The sequence below is a fragment of the Anaerocolumna chitinilytica genome, assembly GCF_014218355.1.
In the GTDB taxonomy this organism is placed as follows: Bacteria; Bacillota; Clostridia; order Lachnospirales; family Lachnospiraceae; genus Anaerocolumna; species Anaerocolumna chitinilytica.
This window is the reverse complement of record NZ_AP023368.1, coordinates 2,900,326-2,919,824: the sequence shown is the minus strand read 5'-3', so window position 1 is coordinate 2,919,824 and position 19,499 is coordinate 2,900,326. Positions and strand designations below refer to the sequence as shown.

19 protein-coding genes are annotated in these 19,499 nt (G+C 36.1%); 4 read left to right on the top strand and 15 right to left on the bottom strand.

Going from position 1 to position 19,499, the window contains the following annotated elements; all coding sequences use genetic code 11:
• Nucleotides 1–6 precede the first annotated feature (6 nt).
• A complete protein-coding gene (locus bsdcttw_RS12670; RefSeq protein ID WP_185255235.1) occupies nt 7–441 on the bottom strand; it encodes a hypothetical protein in 435 nt (144 codons plus the stop codon).
• A 292-nt stretch (nt 442–733) separates the two neighbouring features.
• Between bsdcttw_RS12670 and bsdcttw_RS12665 the strand changes: the two genes are divergently transcribed.
• Nucleotides 734–2,005: an IS110 family RNA-guided transposase gene (locus tag bsdcttw_RS12665; RefSeq protein WP_185255234.1), complete on the top strand. Its 1,272-nt coding sequence runs from the start codon at nt 734–736 to the stop codon at nt 2,003–2,005.
• Between the two features lie 304 nt (nt 2,006–2,309).
• Nucleotides 2,310–3,350, top strand: a complete 1,041-nt coding sequence (locus bsdcttw_RS12660) for a helix-turn-helix domain-containing protein (RefSeq protein ID WP_185255233.1) — start codon at nt 2,310–2,312, stop codon at nt 3,348–3,350.
• Between the two features lie 227 nt (nt 3,351–3,577).
• Here bsdcttw_RS12660 and bsdcttw_RS12655 read toward each other — a convergent pair whose 3' ends face one another.
• From bsdcttw_RS12655 to bsdcttw_RS12610, 10 genes are all read right to left on the bottom strand, one after another.
• A complete protein-coding gene (locus bsdcttw_RS12655; RefSeq protein WP_185255232.1) occupies nt 3,578–4,045 on the bottom strand; it encodes an HIT family protein in 468 nt (155 codons plus the stop codon).
• A 33-nt stretch (nt 4,046–4,078) separates the two neighbouring features.
• The gene (locus tag bsdcttw_RS12650; protein WP_185255231.1) at nt 4,079–5,017 is read right to left on the bottom strand and encodes a helix-turn-helix domain-containing protein; all 939 of its coding nucleotides are present in this window, start codon (nt 5,015–5,017) and stop codon (nt 4,079–4,081) included.
• A gap of 303 nt (nt 5,018–5,320) precedes the next feature.
• The gene (locus bsdcttw_RS12645) at nt 5,321–5,704 is read right to left on the bottom strand and encodes a VOC family protein (protein WP_185255230.1); all 384 of its coding nucleotides are present in this window, start codon (nt 5,702–5,704) and stop codon (nt 5,321–5,323) included.
• 314 nt (nt 5,705–6,018) lie between these two features.
• Complete coding sequence (locus bsdcttw_RS12640; protein WP_207726398.1) at nt 6,019–6,360, bottom strand: hypothetical protein; 342 nt, start codon at nt 6,358–6,360, stop codon at nt 6,019–6,021.
• A 323-nt stretch (nt 6,361–6,683) separates the two neighbouring features.
• Complete coding sequence (locus bsdcttw_RS12635; protein WP_185255228.1) at nt 6,684–7,517, bottom strand: AraC family transcriptional regulator; 834 nt, start codon at nt 7,515–7,517, stop codon at nt 6,684–6,686.
• 506 nt (nt 7,518–8,023) lie between these two features.
• Entirely contained in the window at nt 8,024–8,869 is an 846-nt protein-coding gene (locus bsdcttw_RS12630; protein WP_185255227.1) for an AraC family transcriptional regulator, read from the bottom strand.
• A 542-nt stretch (nt 8,870–9,411) separates the two neighbouring features.
• On the bottom strand, nt 9,412–9,969 hold the full coding sequence (gene efp / locus bsdcttw_RS12625) for an elongation factor P (protein WP_185255226.1): 558 nt from the start codon (nt 9,967–9,969) through the stop codon (nt 9,412–9,414).
• A 129-nt stretch (nt 9,970–10,098) separates the two neighbouring features.
• Nucleotides 10,099–10,533, bottom strand: coding sequence for a type II 3-dehydroquinate dehydratase (gene aroQ, locus bsdcttw_RS12620; RefSeq protein WP_185255225.1), 435 nt, complete (start codon nt 10,531–10,533; stop codon nt 10,099–10,101).
• Between the two features lie 35 nt (nt 10,534–10,568).
• Complete coding sequence (locus bsdcttw_RS12615; RefSeq protein ID WP_185255224.1) at nt 10,569–11,078, bottom strand: shikimate kinase; 510 nt, start codon at nt 11,076–11,078, stop codon at nt 10,569–10,571.
• A gap of 11 nt (nt 11,079–11,089) precedes the next feature.
• Nucleotides 11,090–11,599 carry a YqeG family HAD IIIA-type phosphatase gene (locus bsdcttw_RS12610; protein ID WP_185255223.1) on the bottom strand — a complete coding sequence of 170 codons (510 nt, stop codon included), beginning with the start codon at nt 11,597–11,599 and terminating at the stop codon, nt 11,090–11,092.
• 210 nt (nt 11,600–11,809) lie between these two features.
• Between bsdcttw_RS12610 and bsdcttw_RS12605 the strand changes: the two genes are divergently transcribed.
• Both bsdcttw_RS12605 and bsdcttw_RS12600 read left to right on the top strand, forming a co-directional pair.
• Complete coding sequence (locus bsdcttw_RS12605) at nt 11,810–12,700, top strand: aldose 1-epimerase family protein (RefSeq protein ID WP_185255222.1); 891 nt, start codon at nt 11,810–11,812, stop codon at nt 12,698–12,700.
• 115 nt (nt 12,701–12,815) lie between these two features.
• A complete protein-coding gene (locus tag bsdcttw_RS12600; protein WP_225903646.1) occupies nt 12,816–13,535 on the top strand; it encodes a gamma-glutamyl-gamma-aminobutyrate hydrolase family protein in 720 nt (239 codons plus the stop codon).
• 136 nt (nt 13,536–13,671) lie between these two features.
• On the opposite strand, the gene bsdcttw_RS12595 is transcribed toward bsdcttw_RS12600, so the two are convergent.
• From bsdcttw_RS12595 to bsdcttw_RS12580, 4 genes are all read right to left on the bottom strand, one after another.
• On the bottom strand, nt 13,672–14,640 hold the full coding sequence (locus bsdcttw_RS12595) for an ROK family protein (protein WP_185255221.1): 969 nt from the start codon (nt 14,638–14,640) through the stop codon (nt 13,672–13,674).
• Between the two features lie 91 nt (nt 14,641–14,731).
• Complete coding sequence (locus bsdcttw_RS12590; RefSeq protein ID WP_185255220.1) at nt 14,732–16,750, bottom strand: YgiQ family radical SAM protein; 2,019 nt, start codon at nt 16,748–16,750, stop codon at nt 14,732–14,734.
• Between the two features lie 106 nt (nt 16,751–16,856).
• A complete protein-coding gene (locus tag bsdcttw_RS12585; RefSeq protein ID WP_185255219.1) occupies nt 16,857–17,552 on the bottom strand; it encodes a P-II family nitrogen regulator in 696 nt (231 codons plus the stop codon).
• A gap of 35 nt (nt 17,553–17,587) precedes the next feature.
• Nucleotides 17,588–19,273 (bottom strand): DUF1538 domain-containing protein, encoded by a 1,686-nt coding sequence (locus bsdcttw_RS12580; protein WP_225903645.1) that lies wholly within the window; start codon nt 19,271–19,273, stop codon nt 17,588–17,590.
• Between the last annotated feature and the right edge of the window lie 226 nt (nt 19,274–19,499).

Here is a 19,499-nt window from a genome sequence, read left to right as displayed (position 1 = left end):
GTTCACCTACTCACTTTTCGCATTATCAGTAAAATCTAAACTACCTGTTTTACCATCTACTAAAAATTCATATTTATTAGAACCCTCTTCGGTTATGATATGTCCTGACCAGCTACCCGTCTTTTTTAAAATACCATCTAGAAATACCATCTCTACTTTATATTCTTTTCCACTGTCTGAGTTTGTTTTCTTATATTCATTAAAACCAATTTCAGCAGCCTTCTCAACCGAAATTTCACCATTTTCAGGTCTTGCACTGCCTTTGAGAAGAATATTATAATCGTCTTGCTTCAATGTTTCAATTCCATTTGAATCTTTTGAGTTCTGTGCCTTCTTTGTATTTTCGACATCTGTTAAATTGTTATGATAAACACGAAGGGTCAGCAATAATAAAATAGTAAAAATCATCCCAAATAATATAAGAATTTTTGCTTTTTTCATAGTTTTCTCCATTCCGCCGCCAAGCGGCGGCACAAACAAGATATTAAAAGTTGCAAACCACCACTCTATGATTTAAAATTCTTTATGAAACAGCAATACACTACAGAGCACGGTTGGAGGTGTGGTGAATTTATTTCAACCCCGTATAGTTATATGTGCCGTCATCCTTTCAAGCACAAACAAGTGGGACATTGAGCCCGGACTCTTATCATTGGTAATAAACCATGTTTATTTAGCCGCAGGATGGCAGTCAATGTTGCTGTTTCTTTAATTCTTATAGGTGGTGATACTTATGATGAGGCTTGTTTACCCCATCTGTTGTGGGCTTGATGTCCACAAAAATGTTATCGTTGCAACCATCGTTACTACTGATAAAAATGGAATATCTGAGTACAATCAGAAATCCTTCTCAACCATCAATTCTGATATTCAGAAATTTCATGATTGGTTAATTAAAAATGACTGTTTTTATGTCTGTATGGAATCCACGGGGAAGTACTGGATTCCTATTTTTAATTACCTTGAAAATGACATCAATGTATGCCTTACTCATCCCAAATATGTCAAAGCTATCAAAGGTAAAAAAACAGACAAAAAAGATTCCAGATGGATTGCAGATCTTTATAAATTCGATCTGGTCAGATGTTCTTTTATCCCTCCGAAGAATTTCCGGCAGCTTCGAGAGCTTGCACGCTACCGTTTCAAGCTGGTTTGTATGAAGTCCTCAGAGAAAAACCGTATACAGAACTGTATGACCGTTTCCAACATCGGCATTGCCAGTATTCTGTCTGATCCATTTGGTAAAACGGCAACTGAAATCATGACCTATCTGCTTTCTAATACTACGGATACCATTAATGACAAAGCTGTTCGCAAACTCATCAAAAAAAATGCTAAGGTTAAGTCTGATGATATTATTGAAGCAATCAAAGGTTATAACATCGAAACCGACCAGGCAAAAAAACTGGAGCTTGCCAGAGGGCATCTTGATTATCTGGATGATATGATTACGCAAACTGAGGTTGAGCTTTATATAAGAATCAAACCTTATTATGAATTTGTGGAATACATATCCTCACTTCCTGGTATAACGGAAATCAGTGCAACCATTATCCTTGCCGAGATTGGTATCGATATGAGCATCTTTGATGACGCCAAACATCTTTGCTCCTGGTGCGGACTTTCTCCATCCAACAATGAATCCGCAGGAAAAAAGAAATCTGTTCGTATTGCGAAAGCTGGCGCTTATCTAAAACCAATGATGGTTCAGTGTGCACTTGCTGCGATCAAGAGTAAAAAACAACCTTATTTTGCAATTAAATATGGTCGAATCAAGAAACGACGTGGTCATAAAAAAGCAATTATTGCAATAGCCAGAATGATGATGGTTTGTATCTATCACATGATATCTGAAAAACAGCCTTTCAACCCGACTGATTATGAGGAATTGATGGATCCTCATTACTCAACTTCTATGGTTACTCTAAATGATGAAAATGTATTTGCTTACCTTGAAGCGAAGGGTTATGATCTTTCCTTATTAGTAAAATGCAACGATAACTAATAATAATCTTTAATACTTAAAACGCTGGGGTTTCTGAGAACCCTTAGTTAAGGTCACCTTAAAATACACATTATTTTTCACTCTTAACTCCTTGATTTTTTCTTTATTTTACCATTTTAATACCAATTTTACAAGTAAGCCCCACATTTTGTATGGAAAAAGATTACACTTTCGTATATAATAAAAATAGTTGTGTAAGCTTCTAATACCGTTAGAAGCCTTGATTTTACTGACTGGCTTAACAGTCGATTGACCTTTTTAAGGCAATGAGTTATCCTAACACTAACAAAACTTGGAGGTAGTTATGGAAGATAAAAAAACATTCGGAGAATATGTCACAAAACGAAGAAAAGAAATGGGTTTTACTCAAAGAGAGTTTGCTGAAAAATTATTTGTAACAGAATCTGCTGTTTCAAAATGGGAAAGGGGGATTTCTTATCCGGATATTACTCTGATAAGGGAAATTTGTGAAATACTTGGAATAAGCGAGCACGAACTACTGACTGCCAGTGATGATATCAAGGGAAGAAATTCCGAAAAAATGGCTAAAAAATATGAAAGAATCGTTCAAGCTTATCGTAATATACTTATGGTCTTATATGGAATTCCCTTGGCCGTTTGTTTTATCGTTAACATCGCTGTTTCACATAAATTAACTTGGTTTTTTATTGTGCTGGCTTCTGAGATGATTGCGGTTTCCCTAACATTGGTGCCGGTTATGGTTCCTGTAAAAAAAGCCCTGATAACTTTAGGGTCCTTTACATTTTCACTCAGCTTGCTTTTACTTATATGTAATCTTTATACCGGTGGTAATTGGTTCATTATTTCCTTCATATCAGTAATATTTGGATTATCTCTTCTATTTTTACCCTTAATATTGCGAGGGACTTATCTTATTCCTATACTTTCAGATAAGAAGACTCTGATTTATTTTACTACTGAGACACTGCTATTGTTCCTGTTGCTTTTTGTGTGCAATCAATTTACCGGTGGTAACTGGTTCCTAAACCGTGGGATGCCAATTGCCGGGTTTTCTTGTATATTACCTTGGGGAATAATGTTAATTATGAGATATGCTCCAATTAATATTTATTTTAAATTTTCGAGCTGCTTTGCCCTTGCTTCTCTTTTTGAGTATACCATTCAGGGATTTCTTCATTTTATACTGAATGATGGTGACAGCAGTATGGGGTTTCAATATGACCTTTTAAATTGGAATAGTCTCACTACTAGTGGTAATATAAACATGATTATCTTTTTAAGTTTACTTTTCTTTTCTATAATTTTTCTTATAACCGGTATTATAAGTTCTTTACGTGGGCAAAATCTTCACAATTTAAGTTAGAATCGTGTAAGGGTTATTATTTCATCTATCGACCTCCCACACCACCGAGCATAAAGTTCGGTAATCGGCTGTTCTCTTTGTTGTGCGCCGCCAGACGCACAACAAACAGTGCCCAAAAGAAATTTTCCTTTGGGCATTGTTTTAGTTAGCTGGTTATATGAAATTACATAAGTAAATCCGGATTATGTTCAGAAAATAAAGCTATAAGTTTAATTAACTAGAGTTGTTTACAATCTATTATTATGCACTCTCAGCAAATTATTAATCTCTTCTTTTAGCTTGAACCTCATATCATTTAAATCTTTTGTATCAGGCTGATAAATTTCCTGAAATAATTCTTCGTCCGGCAATCTCCAAATAGGTGCGTTGGCAGGAGTGTCCCCCTTAACTCTTGGAATCAGGTGCCAATGAACATGGCTGTCGAGGTTTCCAAGCATGGCATGATTCATTTTATTTGCTTGAAAGGCTTGAAAGACTGCTTCAGCAACAAGACTCATTTCCGCTAAGTGTTTTATCCGGAAGTCGTAGGGTAAATAATGAAGTTCCGTTTCATGTGATTTACATAAAAAAATAGTATAGCCTTTATATCTTTGATAATCTGCCAGTACAACATACCCAGTTTCCAGCTCTGTAACAAAATAAGGATTTGTTCCTTGTTTTATCATTTCAATTCTTTCACAGATTAGACAGCTCATATTTCAATCCCTTCTTTTCTATTTATAGATAGACTACCATATTATTTCAGGTTTGTCACCTTCACCTAAAAGATGTCGTTCTATTTCCTCATAAAGATATTCATTATAATTCTGAGCTGGCAGTAGATTTAATAGTTTTTTTCTGCAATCTTCTGCTTCCTTTTCTTTTCCTGCACTTTTATGGGATTTCCATAGCAGCCACCAGGCATTGAATATTTGGTCTTTATTTTCTGTATCCTTTATTATAACATCAAAGCATTTTCGAACATAATCAAAGTCTTCCAAAGAATAGGCTATTTCCATAAGGTTAGGATATATCTTTAATTGCTCTTGAAAAGTAAAGGAATCGATATAATCCTTCCCTTTCTTAAGGGCCTTTTTATATTGTTCATCGGTACTAAGTGTTATTGCAAGCAAGAAATAATTAAAATTGTCTGCTGTTTTATTTTCTTCAAATTTTTGAATATACTCATTTAAAAAATCATAATTGCCAATCAATGAATTTTCACGCATTAATTGTATAGAAGCCATGTTTTCCCAATAGGTATCTTTATCCTTTGCTGTATGTTTTAGTTTTTCACATGCTTTAATACTTTTGTGGAGATATTCAAGCGATCTCTGATGTTCCAACCGACAGAGAAGGCTAAGTGCTTTTAGGTCCTCTGGATTCATATCCAGCAAAGCATCGATAGCTTCCTTTGCTTCTTTATAGTTTTTATCATTACGTACAGCTGAATACTTAGAAACTAACAACTCGGTAGTATCAAAATTGGAAGTTCCAAATAATGTGTCAATTGATATGTTAAAGAAATATGCTATTTTCGGAATTAAATAAATATCCGGGATGGATATTTCCTGCTCCCACTTGGACACGGCTTGGGGAGATACACCAAGGTATTCAGCAAGTTCAGCCTGAGTTATTTCATTTTCTTTACGGTATTTAGCAATGTTATTACAGATTTTAATCTCCATTGATTCGTCCTCTCAATTATTTGAACGGCCGGTTGTTCATATGGATATTATAATAAAATTTAAGGATTTCGTCTAACGAAGAATAGTTGTTATTTTAACAACCGAAATTTATCTAAATTTTGTATACTATATTATGGATATCATTTGTAAAATATATTTGATAAATCATTTCGAGAACAAAATGCATATTAGTCTCTGTTCTTCGATATTATCTGCTATAACTTTTTATAATTATCTCCAAACATATATGTCTTATTTCCAAACACAGAAAGCTAATACCCAATGCATAAATCTTTTATGTTGTTACGATGGGTCGATGCAAAAAGGATGCCCTTCGGGGTCAATCATTACTGTCCAATCTTTCGAATATTGAAAATCTGCTTTTTTTGCGCCGCAATAAATAGCATACTCAACCCATTCTTGATGCTCAGAAGCAGCGACACAGAAATCTAAATGTAGCATCATCTGTTGTTCACCTTCAACATCTGGCCATTTTGGTGCAATAAAGTCAGTATTTTTTTGAAAACCTATGTCTATATTGCCCGTTTCTGATCCAATGATAATGAAATCATTATTATCATATCCTTTTTCCCATCCAAGTAGTTTGATATAAAAATCAGAAAGTTCTACCGGATCTTTACATTCTAGTACAATTTTATCAATTTTAATTATTCCAGGTTTTCTCATCGTTACTCCTTTCAGAATCAATCTATCAGTAAGCTAAGAAGGTCTATACTGCTAATAAATAATACTCTATTGATACAGAACAAATTTGCTATATTTGGGTTAATTATTTGTCTCTATATCTACATAGATTTTACTAGGTTTATATTGTTCAACTTACTTGGACTTGTGTCAATAATGTAGACACAAGTCCAGATTTATGATAGTATATCTTCCCTATGTAATGAATTCAACTTAATAAATAATTATAATCAAATTATACATAGTTTAAAATCATCTTTTACATGATTCAATGATTGTGAAAAACTCCTCGATATTTATATCTTATCAGATTTTAACCCTGCCCAAATAATTAATATAGGTACTTCATTACCATCTAATGAAATTAAATTATAGTCTATGGCAATTTCATTATTGTTCAGATACCGTTTTTTAACTTTCATCTCATGTCCATAATAGGTATAAAACTTGCCACTTGCATAACGGGTTTCATCGACTACATAAGAGAAAAGATTGCTATTATAATATAGTCTTGCTGTAGTTGCTGGGCCGTCAACGCCAAACTTTGTAATGGATATCTTGTCCGGTATCCCTCTGCCGTAATTATCCATGAAAAGTAAAAGTCTACCTATATTAAAATTCATTATTGAATCAGTCATGACATCCCAATTTCTTGTTGCTATTATTCTTGTATAATCACGTGGTAATGCTTCTAACTCCTTTCTCAACTGTAAACTTATATTGGTATAACTTTCCATTTCTTTTATTTATGCCTTTTTTAATAAAGTATGTTTAAACTATTAAGATGTTACTGACCTTAACGCGTATATTCATTACCTTGTATCTTATATCAAACTTAGTATAAGAATTATTTTATGCAATCAAATACTATCTCACATTGTTTATCAGACAATATAAAAATAGCGCAATCCACATAAAACATTGGATTGCGCTATATAAAATTCCTGATAATTGGAATAAACTACTTTAATGCAACAGGAAGCCAAATCTCAACAATACACATATCATCAGCATCATCCCATTTGACATATTTTTCTATAGTAGGAAGTCCAGATAACTTGTACTTGCTTTGTGGTAGAAACTCCTCATGAATTCGTTTCCATACACCTCCAAGAGTTTGACCCGTAATAGAGCCATTCGCTTCAAACTTGAGCCAAGTAACACTCGGATATTGATAGGTATCCAAACCTTCAATATCTTCTTTATCCCATTCAATACCGCACATATAGTCATTGCTTCCGTCATCACCAAATCCAAAGCATAGACCTAAATCATAAAATATGCCACTAATTTCCTTGATTTTCTCATTGCTTCCATCACTTTTTACAATGGCCCACGTACCACCGCCATATGGTGTTGTACGTCTTATTCCAATTACTTTGAATGATGATCTTTCAATCGTGGTATAGTCCATTTTATCAACTCCTTCTATTTTAAGTGAGAAGCGAATACGACAATAGAATGTGAGAGTTACACCTGAAAATCTTGCTTCGGTTGGAGTAACACCATGCAATCGCTTAAAAGCAACTGTAAACGCATCAGCAGAATTATAGCCATATTTTAACGAAATATCAATTACTTTTTCATCTGTATTCTGCAACTCATATGCGGCACAGGTCAGCTTACGACGACGTAAATACTCCGAAAGAGAAACCCCTGTAATTTGTGTGAAAGAGCCTTGAAACATTGAGAATGAACACGCTGTAATGTTGTTTATTTCTTTTTCACTAATTTCTTCGGTCAGGTGTTCTTCTATATAATCAATCGCTTTATTCATTCTATCTACCCAATCCATTTTCGCATCTCCTTGATAACAATTATAAAAGAACAGTTTTCGCATTGCCCGTTATTCTATTAAGAGAAATTGACGGGTAAGTAACTGAAAATATTAATTTTCTACTTCGTATTTGATAACGATTGTGAATGGAATTCTAAAATTACATTTGTAGCTATCATACATTATTTAATGATAAGTTACTACTACTTTTCTATCATCTATTTAATAGCTATTTGTTCGCTACCCACATTATTATAAACTTTTCCAAGCTACCTCTTATTACATTAACAAATCATATAAAAAAGCGCAACCCACGGAAAACCTTGATTTCCCTTAGATTGCGCTCATATTAATCATTGATACTTGACTATACTCTCTTTATATTGGAACCCTTGAAACACTGTAGGTTCAGACATTTTTGTTAGCTACCTGTAAGCTACCTACATCACTCTATGTTATCTGGCATTGTCTCAATTGTAAAAGATAGCTAACCAACTTAATTTTATCTTATGCTTATTATTGGACTACTCCTTTACAACAGGATACCAAAGTTCATAAGTATAATTATCTTTCGGGAAGTCATAATCAAAATACACTTCAACATCAGGGATAGAATTATCCGCCCTTCTGTATCCGGAAGATGGAAACCATTCCCGCCATATACGATTAACCAACTCCATTAATGTTCCTTCTGCTTCGAAAATAGCCCAAGTAGCTTCTGGAATATCAATCAGGTCTAAACCCTGTACCTCAGAATTTTTAGTTGATGTGGCAATGTAATAATCAAATGTATGTTCATTATCAAAGTCAGCGCATAAACCTAACAAACCTTTTGGTTCACCATTAGATTGTTTTATGATTTTTTCATAGGTTTCTTGTGGTAAATCACGCCAGAAAAATGGTACTAAATTTTCCACCATATCATTTCGGAATGTTTTCTTGACTCCAACTATTCTAAAAGCCTCTTTTTTCTCAATTCTACACTTCATTTTGATCTCTCCATTCAATATTATTTGGAAAGTGATGCGAGGATAGGAATTGATAAAGATTTTTCGGCTTCTTACATATTGAGGTGATGCCTTATGTTGATTTTGAAAAGCTCTATTAAATGCTGTAGGCGATGAATAACCATATTTCATTGCTATATCTATGATTTTTTCATTACTGTTTTGTAGTTCAAGTGCTGCAAGCGAAAGACGTCGGCGCCTGATGTATTCGCTTAACTGTACTCCTGTAACAATGAAAAACATATTTGATAAATCATTGCGAGAACAAAATGCCAGCTTAGCAGCATAGTCAAATTCAATTTCATTACTCAAATTTTCTTCAATGTAATCAAGTGCCCTATTCAGCCGTATATTCCAATCCAAATATCACATCTCCTTTCATTCACAAGTATATCAGGAGAAAAAACAAGAATCCTCTCTTTTGTCATTTATTTATGAGAGTTCATCTTCATCATATAACGAAAAAAATAATTACTCCTGTTTAATAAATAAATATTATAATTCACATTATCTTTTTTCGATAGATGAATGTAAACTAATATTTGTATTCTATCTGTTATCTACTAGTTCGCTACCTATATTGTTCAAGCGTTCTAAAGTTATCTCTCATATTTTATACCAAATCATTAAAAAAGCGCAACCCCCAGAAAACCTTGATTTTCCTAGCGAAACTAAATTTATTATTTTGGCTAAAAACCATTCATAATATTTAATCTTATAATTTATACTCATATACTAATATCTAGAAATTTGTATGCTATTTGTTAGCTATCTGTACGCTACCCACATTGTTTCAAGCGTTCTTAGGTTATCTCTCATTACTTATTGCAAAACACAAAAAAAGCGCAATCCCTAGAAAACTTTGATTTTCTTGGATTGCGCTCATATTAATCTTTGATACTCGCTTATACTCTCTTTAAATACTCACCTGTTCTGGTGTCAATGCTGATTTTATCGCCCTGATCAACGAATAAAGGAACATAAACGGTTGCACCAGTTTCAACGATAGCAGGTTTTGTAGCACCCTGTGCTGTATCACCTTTGAAGCCAGGTTCAGTACTTGTAATAACAAGTTCAACGAATAACGGGGGTTCGATAGCGAATACCTGTCCATTGTGAGAAAGCATCTTAACCATATCATTTTCTTTTACGAACTTTAAAGAATCTCCTACGGATTCTTCATTTAAAGCGAACTGATCGTAAGTATTAACATCCATGAAGTTAAAAAGATCTCCGTCTTTATATAAGTACTGCATGTCTGCACGTTCAATGTGAGCTTGAGGACACTTTTCTGTAGGTCTGAAAGTTCTTTCTACAACACCGCCGTTCTTGATATTTCTAAGCTTAGTACGAACAAAAGCTGCACCTTTTCCCGGTTTTACATGCTGAAATTCAATTACCTGATAAACATTATTATCTAATTCGATAGTTAAGCCATTTCTAAAATCGCCTGCTGATACCATAAATGATATTTTCCTCCTTAAATTAACTACACTATAGTTTATCGTATTTGATACTTTTTTTCAACTATTTTTTTAGTAAGCGAAAAAAAACATACAATTAAAACGATTCTTGTGTTAATAACTTTAAATCTAATTTATCATGGACTTTAATGCATCCATGGCAAGCAAATATCCTTTTAAGCCAAGCCCTACAATTTGACCGGTGCAAACAGGTGCTGTAACTGAAGTATGCCGGAATTCTTCACGCTTATGAACATTGGATATATGTATTTCAATAATCGGTATAGACAAAGAGGCAAGAGCATCCCGAATAGCATAGCTATAATGGGTAAAAGCACCTGGGTTAATTATAATACCCTGTGTCCCGTCATAATATGCTTCCTGAAGCCTGTCAATAATATTTCCTTCCGTATTGCTCTGGAAAATATCTACGGTAATATTTTCATTAACCGCTTTTTCTTGAATGATTGATTTTAGATAGCCGTAATCTTCGTTTCCGTATACGGATTTTTCACGGATACCTAGAAAGTTAAGATTGGGTCCGTTAATAACCAATAGCTTCATATAAATAATTCCTCCACTATAATTGTATCTTATCCTTACAATTTCACTCTTTCACAAATACAATTAACAACCTCTGTCAGATTTTTACCCTCAGTTATAATCTTAATATCACATGCAGCTTCATAAAAAGGAAGCCTTTTATCATATAAAAGCTCCATTTTTCTAAGTCCGTCATTTCCGGCTAATAAAGGTCTCACTTTATCGTTTTTTAATCTCATGGCTAAAGTATCTTTGGTAGCTTCCAGATAGATAACAGTGCCAAATGACTTAAGAATTTCTGAGTTTCCAGCTTTAATCGGAAGGCCGCCTCCAACAGATACTATCGTTTGACTTAACTTTCCAATAAGCTCCTTTATTGTTTCGGTTTCAAGGTCTCGGAAATACTCTTCACCCTCATCTTCAAATATACTGCTCACTGTACGTCCATTTTTTTGTTCAATGTACTTGTCCGTATCCAAAAAGCTAAAATTAAGCTTTCGTGCAAGCTGCTGTCCCACGGTTGTCTTACCGCAGCCCATAAATCCAATTAAAATTATATTATTCATATGCATCTTCTCTATTTTCTCTTTTTCGTATGAGAGTGATTGTAAAAGAATAGTACTAACTTTTCCAGATAGCGTTTTAAAATAATTTGAATTTCTATATCTTTACCTATCGGGTTCACAAAGATACTTTTAAGTCCTGCCCTTCTTGCTCCGTAAATATCTGTAAATAGCTGATCCCCTATGAATACAGTATTTGAAAGGGTTGTACCAAGTGTTTTTACACCTTTTAAATAACCGGATCTTCCGGGTTTTCCGGCTTTATAAATATAACTTTGATGGAGATCTTTGTTAAATCGTTTTACACGTTCTTCACTGTTATTGGAAATAAAACAGACCTTAAAGCCAAGTTTGTTTAAGTCAAGAATTAATTTAACAGCCTTATCGTCGGCATCCTTACCATGTTCTACAAGGGTGTTATCAATATCAAATAGAATACCTCTGTAACCTCTATTATAAAGAGATTTATAATCAATCTTATATGCAGAATCTGCTGATTCATCAGGAAAAAAATTATGAATCATGTTGCCCTCTCTTTCCGATAACATCCAAATATTACCTAGATGCTTTTCTCACTATTATATCAGATAGAAATACCAATTGGCAAGACAAAGACTAAATCTTACTTATTGGAAGATAGAATACACTGTACTTTATACAGTGTATGGTAATTATAAGATATCCGTGTTAAAATAATTAAATACGCATTATATCATAAATTTTAGGAGGCCATTATGTCATCCCATATTTTAAAAAATGAAGAGTTAACTCTTACTTTCTCTGATGCTGGAGCTGAGTTGCAGGCTATAACGGATACAAAAACAGGAAAAGAATATCTCTGGAATGCCGATCCTGCTTATTGGAAACGGATTTCACCCGTATTATTTCCCATTGTAGGTAATCTAAAGAATAAAACTTATTCCTATCAAGGACAAAACTATTCCTTACCTCAGCATGGTTTTGCCAGAGATATGGAATTTGCTTTATTAGAATCAACGGAAAATTCCTTGAGTTTCTTATTAGAATCTTCCAATGAAACCTTAGAAGTATATCCATTTCCTTTTCAGCTTATTATTCGATACACTTTGATTAAAAGGACTGTTACGGTTACATGGGAAGTGAAAAACCCTGGTGAAGAATCCATGTATTTTTCCATTGGAGGACATCCTGCGTTTTTATGTCCCATTAATCCTGAGGACAAACAAACCGATTACTATTTTAGTTTTGATTCTAATGCTCCTATTACGGTGAGTAAAGTCAGTGAGAATGGTCTAATTGTTACAGATTCCTCGTTGTCACCGGTTATTATACCATTACAAGATGGATTACTTCCAATTGATTCACACCTCTTTGATGATGACGCTTTGGTTATTGAAAATAATCAATATCATTCTGTCTCATTACTGACACCGGATAAAAAGCCCTATGTAACGGTTGCTTTTGATGCTCCTTTATTTGGTCTTTGGTCACCTACTAAAAAGAATGCACCTTTTGTATGTATTGAACCCTGGTACGGCCGTTGTGATAGTGAAGATTATAATGGAACTCTAGAAAACAGAGAATGGGGAAATGTATTAGAGGCGGGCAAAATATTTCAAAAATCATATACTATAACAATTGGATAGTAAAAAGCTGGCTATAACAGCAATAAAACTATGTTTTGTACCGAGACAGAGCCAACCGGCTTCCTCCTGGTATAAAACCAGCAGGCTAATGCCTGTGCTATAGCTGGCAGGAAGGATGATATTATTAATGAAAATTCCTGTAATCGGCATTACCCCTCATTATGAAACTGACAATAATAAAGTCTGTGTTGCCTCTATGTATATGGAAGCCATTCTCCATGCAGGAGGCGTACCACTCTTACTTCCTTTAAAAGCCGGAAAGGAAGCTCTTGCCGCTGCGGTAAAGGTCTGTGACGGATTTCTTTTTACAGGAGGGCCTGATATCGACCCTTTCCGTTTTGGAGAGGAAACCATTCCGGAGTGTGATGTGGTTAATCCTGAAAGGGATGAAATGGAGGAAATTCTATTTCATCTGATTATGGAAGTAAATAAACCGGTGTTTGGAATATGCAGAGGAATACAGGTGCTTAATGTATTTCTTGGTGGTACATTGTATCAGGATATTCCGGCACAGTTTCAGGGAAAGTTAAGTCTTTGCCATTCCCAAAAATCCGGACGAACGGTTTTATCCCATAGTGTGTCAATCCAAAAGAAAAGCCTGCTTCATGATATCCTTAAGACGGATTCCCTTATGGTTAACAGCTTTCACCATCAAGGCATCAAGGAACTTGCTCCTTCTCTGAAAGTTGCGGCAGAATCAAAGGATGGTTTAATAGAAGCCGTATATCTGGAGAATCATCCCTTTTTCCTGGCTGTTCAATGGCATCCGGAGCACCTTTTCCGGGTGAATGAAGGGGCAGAAAAACTTTTTAAAGCATTTGTTAAAGCCTGTTAATAATAAGAGACTGCCAACAAATATAATAGATTTTTATTAGAAAAAGATAAAGGACTGAAACCCTTGATTGTAAGGTTTCAGTCCTTTATAAGTTTAAGTACAAAGTCTATTTTCAACACAGGTATAGGATTTGATCTTAAGACGGTTGATTGACATCTCTTAGTAATGCCGCACCGATAATTCCGGCATCATTATAGAGCTTTGCAGTTACTATTCTTGTCTGTTTAGCAGACGTTCTGGAATAGCTTTCTTTGGCAATGAGTTCTTTTATCGGCTCAATTAACAGGTCTCCGGCTTTACTGATGCCTCCGCCGATGCAGATTATTTCAGGCTGGAATACATTAATGATATTAATTATTCCTGCGGCCAGGTATTTAATATATTGTTTTAAAACTCTGACAGCTGTTTCATCGCCTCTTCTAACGGCATCAAATAGCGTTTTTCCTTCTACTTTGCTGATATCATCAGAGCATAATTCCCATAGAAGGGAGAATACATCCCCTTTCATGGCTGCTTTTGTCTGCTGTATGAGAGCGGTAGCGGAAGCATAAGCCTCAAAGCAACCAGCCCTTCCGCAGTTACAGGGGATGCCGTCAGCTACAATAACCATATGGCCAATTTCACCGGCTGCAAAATTCACTCCTTCAAAGATTTCACCATCTATAATAATCCCACCGCCGACACCAGTTCCCAATGTAACCGCAACAAAGGATTTTGCATTGGAAGCGGCACCTGCCAGATACTCTCCCCAGGCTGCGGCATTGGCATCGTTATTAAAATATACGGTTTGGCCTTTAAAGACTTCTTTTGCCATCGGCAGAAAAGGCTCATTGCTGACATTTAGATTATTAGCAAATTCAATCATTCCGGTCACACGATTAGCAGCTCCGGGAACACCTATACCAATCGATTCAATTTGATATAGTTCAAGGTTATTTCTTTTCAGAAGCTTATCGGTCACAGCTTTCATATCAGCAAGCAGCTCGGCTGCTCCTGCCCTAACATTCGTTAAGACAGACTCTTTATCTATTAGCGAAGCAGATTCACTTACAAGTCCGACAACAAGATTTGTACCTCCAAGATCAATTCCAATATAATATTTCATAAGCTTAAACCACTCCTCTTTTACTTCGTAGATTACTCCTTAATATAAAAAGGTAAAAGAAAAATTTCTGTTTTTTATCTAACTCTGATTTTTATCGTCCTTTTCTCTTTCCGGTGGAGGAAGGTGCAGATACTCTGCTGTTTCTGCCGCTTTCCTTCTGATTGGTCTTTGTCTTAACCGCCTGTTTACTGTTTGAGGCTTGTCTGGAGGAAGTTTTAGTGTTATTTCTTGAAGTGTTTGCCTCTTTCTTATGATTTTGCTGCTGAACACCATTCTTCTCACGATTTTTATCATTACTATGAGAATATGCTCCTCCTCTTGGCCTTATGAGGCATTTTTTATCAAATCCGATAAGATCTCTGCGCCCGGCAAGTGTTAAGGCTTCTTCCACCAGCTCATAGTTCTTAGGATTTCTGTATTGAATTAATGCCCGCTGCATTGCCTTTTCATGAGGGGTTTTAGGAGTGTACACCGGTTTTAAGTTCCTGGGATCCAAGCCAGTATAATACATACAGGTAGAGATAGTGGAAGGAGTCGGGTAAAAATCCTGCACTTGTTCCGGCATATAACCCAAATCTCTTAAATATTCTGCCAGCGCAATTGCTTCCTTTAAGGTAGAGCCAGGATGAGAGGACATTAGGTATGGTACTACAAATTGCTTCTTACCAACCTCTTCATTGGTTTTCTTATATTTCCTAATAAAATCTTCGTATACCGCATTCTTAGGTTTACCCATTAATTCCAATACGCTGTCACTGATATGTTCCGGTGCAACCTTAAGCTGCCCGCTGACATGATGTTCGCAAAGTTCTCTCATAAATTCAGGGTCTTTATCCTGAACCAGATAATCAAAACGGATTCCGGAACGAACAAAGACCTTTTTTACACCCGGGAGACTTCGAAGCTTTCGAAGAAGGGTAAGATAATCCTTGTGATCCACCTTTAAATTCTTGCAAGGTGTCGGGAAAAGGCATTGTTTATTCGTACAGGCGCCTTTGGTCTTCTGCTTTTCACAAGCCATGTGCCGAAAATTTGCAGTAGGTCCGCCTACATCGTTAATATAGCCTTTAAAATCCTTATCCCAAATCAGATGATTTGCTTCGGCTAATATAGATTCATGACTTCTAGTCTGAATTATTCTTCCCTGGTGAAAAGTAAGAGCACAAAAACTGCAGCCTCCAAAGCATCCTCGGTTACTGATAAGACTGAATTTCAGTTCTTCAATAGCAGGTATGCCACCTAAAGGAATATAGGATGGATGGTATTCTCTCATATAAGGAAGAGAATAAACTCTATCCATCTCTGCCTGGGTAAGAGGTTTTGCCGGAGGGTTCTGAATAATATACTCATTCTCTTTATATTTCTCCACCAGTCTTTGACCGGAAAACGGGTCTGTGTTGTTGTATTGTATATTAAAACTCTTTGCAAAATCAACTTTACTCTTTGTGATTTCTTCAAAGGACGGAAGCATTACAGCGTCATAAACGGACTCCAGATTTTTAGTCTTATAGGCAGTACCATCAATAAAAGTAATATCTGAAATCTTAAGACCGCTTTCCAAGGCATCTGCTATCTCAACGATGGAATGCTCACCCATTCCGTATGAAAGAATATCAGCCTGGGAATCAAGGAGAATAGAACGCTTTACGGTATCACTCCAGTAATCGTAATGGGCAAGCCTTCTAAGGCTTGCTTCAATTCCGCCTATAATTATAGGTGCATGCTTATAGACTTTACGTATCAGATTACAATAACATATGGTTGCTCTATCCGGTCTCTTACCCATAACTCCGCCGGGGGAATAATAATCCATACTTCTCTTTTTCTTGGCAACAGTATAGTGGTTTACCATGGTATCCATATTGCCGCCACTAACTAAAAACCCAAGTCTTGGAGTACCAAGAATTTGTATGCTGCTTGGATCCTTCCAGTCCGGTTGAGCTATAATACCCACCTTGTAGCCATGGCTCTCCAGTACTCTGCTGATTATTGCAGGGCCAAAGGAGTGGTGATCCACATAGGCATCACCTATTACGAATACGAAGTCACACTGCTCCCAGCCTCTTTTTTCCATATCTTCTTTACTTATCGGTAAAAAATCTTTAATCATCTATATCCTCGCTTATTTCGGGTTAATCAAGTAAAATCCAGTTTATTTGTTTGATGCTTACTAAGTATACCCTACTTTGAAGCGTTCGTCGACACTTTTTAAGAAGTTACTCACAAAATCCCGGAATATCTGTACCAAGGCCAACGGTTTCATCGATAGGCAGCGAAAACATTATTCCTTTCGAATCATTATGATTGCCAAGGGCTTCATTTACAGCTGTCATAATCTTTACTTTGTTTTGAATAGCTGTAACAAGCATAATTAATTCTTTTTCCGGCTGAATGGTTATTTCATAGAACTTAGCAAGTTCTGAACTTCCGGCACCTCTTGCATGAATTACAGTACCACCGTTGGCTCCGGCTTTTTTGGCAGCGTCCATTGCTATCTCACTATGCCCTTGAGCAACGACTATGATGATCAATTCGTGTGATCTTTCTTTTTTCATGACAATTTCCTCGCAATCCTTTCGGGATAAGTCCATTTGGTTTTTATCAAGCTTAGTAAGAATACTGCTGATACAGGATAAGGGGATGGTAAAAGCGACTCCCATACCGGGCTTATCAAAGTCCATCTCCTTTTTTAATAATCCTATGATATGATTGATTTGTCCCTCTGCTACTATGCTGAAAACAACACCTTTTCTAGTCTCACCTATTCCTAAGTAGTCGAGAATATCCGAACTTGCAGTTCCCTGCCCATGGGTCAGAATATTATATGGCACATGATTCTTCACATACATATCTGTTAGTTTGTTTTCAGAATCGGAATCAACAATCGAAAGTAACAGTTTCATTTTTTCCATTCTATATAATCCTCCGTTATTTCTGATAATACAGGTCAGCTTAGACCTTCCAGATATTTCGAGTCCCCTTGCTCTGTACCCTCAGAACTGAGTTCGTCGCTGTTGATAAATTCAGGAAGTGGATTTTCCTCATAAGCCATGGATGCTGAAAGCCCATTTTCCGGATAGTCCTCATCTTCCAATTCAAAGAATACAAACTCATCCTCCATGGAAATCTCACCACTTGGTTCTGACGGTATATCTATTATTAATTCTTCGGGGATTTCTGGCTGCTTCCTTGCAGCCTTTCTATTATATAATAGTCCAAGGCATTCGATGGTAATAAGAGGTGTCATTGCTACAAGAGCTATAATACCAAAAGCATCTTCTAAAACATTTCCCCCAACAGATTCACAAGCACCTATAGCTAGCGGAAGTAAAAAAGTGGCAGTCATGGTACCAGCAGCCACACCACCGGAATCAAAGGCGATGGAGGTAAAGATAGGAGGTACTATAAATGTCATTATAACGGCTATCAGATACCCTGGCAATATGAAATACCATATAGAAAGGCCATGGAGTACGCGTATCATAGATAATCCTGCTGACAGGGCAACTCCTATTGATAGGCTGATACGCATAGTTTTGCCTGAGATGTTACCTTCTGACACCTCCTCTACCTGATTAACAAGAACGTGAACTGCCGGTTCAGCTGCAACTGTCAGGTAACCAAAAATCATAGATAAAGGGATGATAAGTGATGAGTATGCTGACGCTGCCACGTGTTCACCGATATAATAACCTGCTGGCATAAATCCCACATTTACACCGGTAAGGAATATGACAAGCCCTACAAAGGTATATATAAGTCCGATACCAATTTTAATCAGTTGTCTAACAGGAATCTTTATTGCGAAAATTTGAAAAACAAGAAAGAATGCCAGAATTGGTACGATAGCTACAAATACCTGATGCATATAGCCGGGTGCGTGTCTTAAAAAGGCTTGGAGGACTATAAGGAAGGAACTATCCTCAGGGAGAATGATTCTTTCATAACTGCCGGAAGGTTTATAGAATATTCCTAAGACAAGCACCGCCATTACGGGGCCCACAGAGCATAGAGATATCAGGCCGAAGCTGTCTTCCTGAGAAGTTTTATCGCCTCTTACGGCAGCCATACCAATACCCAAAGCCATTATAAAAGGTACGGTAATCGGTCCTGTGGTAACACCACCGGAGTCAAAAGCAACAGAAACAAAATTATTTGGTGTAAAAATTGCAATGATAAACACGATTCCATAGAGAACAGCAAGAATATGTTTCATCTTAAGCTGCAGTATCGTACGAAGGAAAGCAATTACTAAAAAACTTCCCACTCCAAGAGCCACTGCCCATATCAAAACCTTATCCGGAACTCCGGGGGTTTGTCTGGCAAGTACTTGCAAGTCTGGTTCTGCGACGGTGACAATAACTCCAAATAGAAAAGATACTATTACCAACAGCCAGATTTTTCGTGATTTTGTTAAGAATGAACCCATCTTCTCGCCCATAATCATCATGGACATATCAGCTCCCTGTGTGAATAACCCCATACCAAGTATTAATAACAAAGAGCCAATTAAAAATGAACTTAAAGTCGCTTTCGGCAGCTTTACTATGGTCAAATGGAGCAGTAAAACCAATATGGTTATGGGAAGGACTGAATAAATGGATTCCTTGATTTTTGATGCAATATTGTTCATTAAAAACCTCATTTCTAGGCAATCCTATGACTTAATCATATGGTTAACAGTTACATAATATTTAATTTTACTTATCCAAGCTATTTCACATAACATCATATTTTGTTTGAAATATAAGTTTTGGATAAGTGGCAGATCAATGAAAGCTATTTGCCGACCTCTTGAATATGTAACAATTCAGTCCTACATGGAAGGTAAGAAATATATCTATCATATTGCGAAGAGC

What these genes read in the sequence shown, in the direction of transcription:
- bsdcttw_RS12670 (WP_185255235.1), bottom strand. Translation starts at nt 441, where the DNA reads ATGAAAAAAGCAAAAATTCTTATATTATTTGGGATGATTTTTACTATT.
- bsdcttw_RS12665 (WP_185255234.1), top strand. Translation starts at nt 734, where the DNA reads ATGATGAGGCTTGTTTACCCCATCTGTTGTGGGCTTGATGTCCACAAA.
- bsdcttw_RS12660 (WP_185255233.1), top strand. Translation starts at nt 2,310, where the DNA reads ATGGAAGATAAAAAAACATTCGGAGAATATGTCACAAAACGAAGAAAA.
- bsdcttw_RS12655 (WP_185255232.1), bottom strand. Translation starts at nt 4,045, where the DNA reads ATGAGCTGTCTAATCTGTGAAAGAATTGAAATGATAAAACAAGGAACA.
- bsdcttw_RS12650 (WP_185255231.1), bottom strand. Translation starts at nt 5,017, where the DNA reads ATGGAGATTAAAATCTGTAATAACATTGCTAAATACCGTAAAGAAAAT.
- bsdcttw_RS12645 (WP_185255230.1), bottom strand. Translation starts at nt 5,704, where the DNA reads ATGAGAAAACCTGGAATAATTAAAATTGATAAAATTGTACTAGAATGT.
- bsdcttw_RS12640 (WP_207726398.1), bottom strand. Translation starts at nt 6,360, where the DNA reads ATGACTGATTCAATAATGAATTTTAATATAGGTAGACTTTTACTTTTC.
- bsdcttw_RS12635 (WP_185255228.1), bottom strand. Translation starts at nt 7,517, where the DNA reads ATGGATTGGGTAGATAGAATGAATAAAGCGATTGATTATATAGAAGAA.
- efp (WP_185255226.1), bottom strand. Translation starts at nt 9,969, where the DNA reads ATGGTATCAGCAGGCGATTTTAGAAATGGCTTAACTATCGAATTAGAT.
- aroQ (WP_185255225.1), bottom strand. Translation starts at nt 10,533, where the DNA reads ATGAAGCTATTGGTTATTAACGGACCCAATCTTAACTTTCTAGGTATC.
- bsdcttw_RS12615 (WP_185255224.1), bottom strand. Translation starts at nt 11,078, where the DNA reads ATGAATAATATAATTTTAATTGGATTTATGGGCTGCGGTAAGACAACC.
- bsdcttw_RS12610 (WP_185255223.1), bottom strand. Translation starts at nt 11,599, where the DNA reads ATGATTCATAATTTTTTTCCTGATGAATCAGCAGATTCTGCATATAAG.
- bsdcttw_RS12605 (WP_185255222.1), top strand. Translation starts at nt 11,810, where the DNA reads ATGTCATCCCATATTTTAAAAAATGAAGAGTTAACTCTTACTTTCTCT.
- bsdcttw_RS12600 (WP_225903646.1), top strand. Translation starts at nt 12,816, where the DNA reads ATGATATTATTAATGAAAATTCCTGTAATCGGCATTACCCCTCATTAT.
- bsdcttw_RS12595 (WP_185255221.1), bottom strand. Translation starts at nt 14,640, where the DNA reads ATGAAATATTATATTGGAATTGATCTTGGAGGTACAAATCTTGTTGTC.
- bsdcttw_RS12590 (WP_185255220.1), bottom strand. Translation starts at nt 16,750, where the DNA reads ATGATTAAAGATTTTTTACCGATAAGTAAAGAAGATATGGAAAAAAGA.
- bsdcttw_RS12585 (WP_185255219.1), bottom strand. Translation starts at nt 17,552, where the DNA reads ATGGAAAAAATGAAACTGTTACTTTCGATTGTTGATTCCGATTCTGAA.
- bsdcttw_RS12580 (WP_225903645.1), bottom strand. Translation starts at nt 19,273, where the DNA reads ATGAACAATATTGCATCAAAAATCAAGGAATCCATTTATTCAGTCCTT.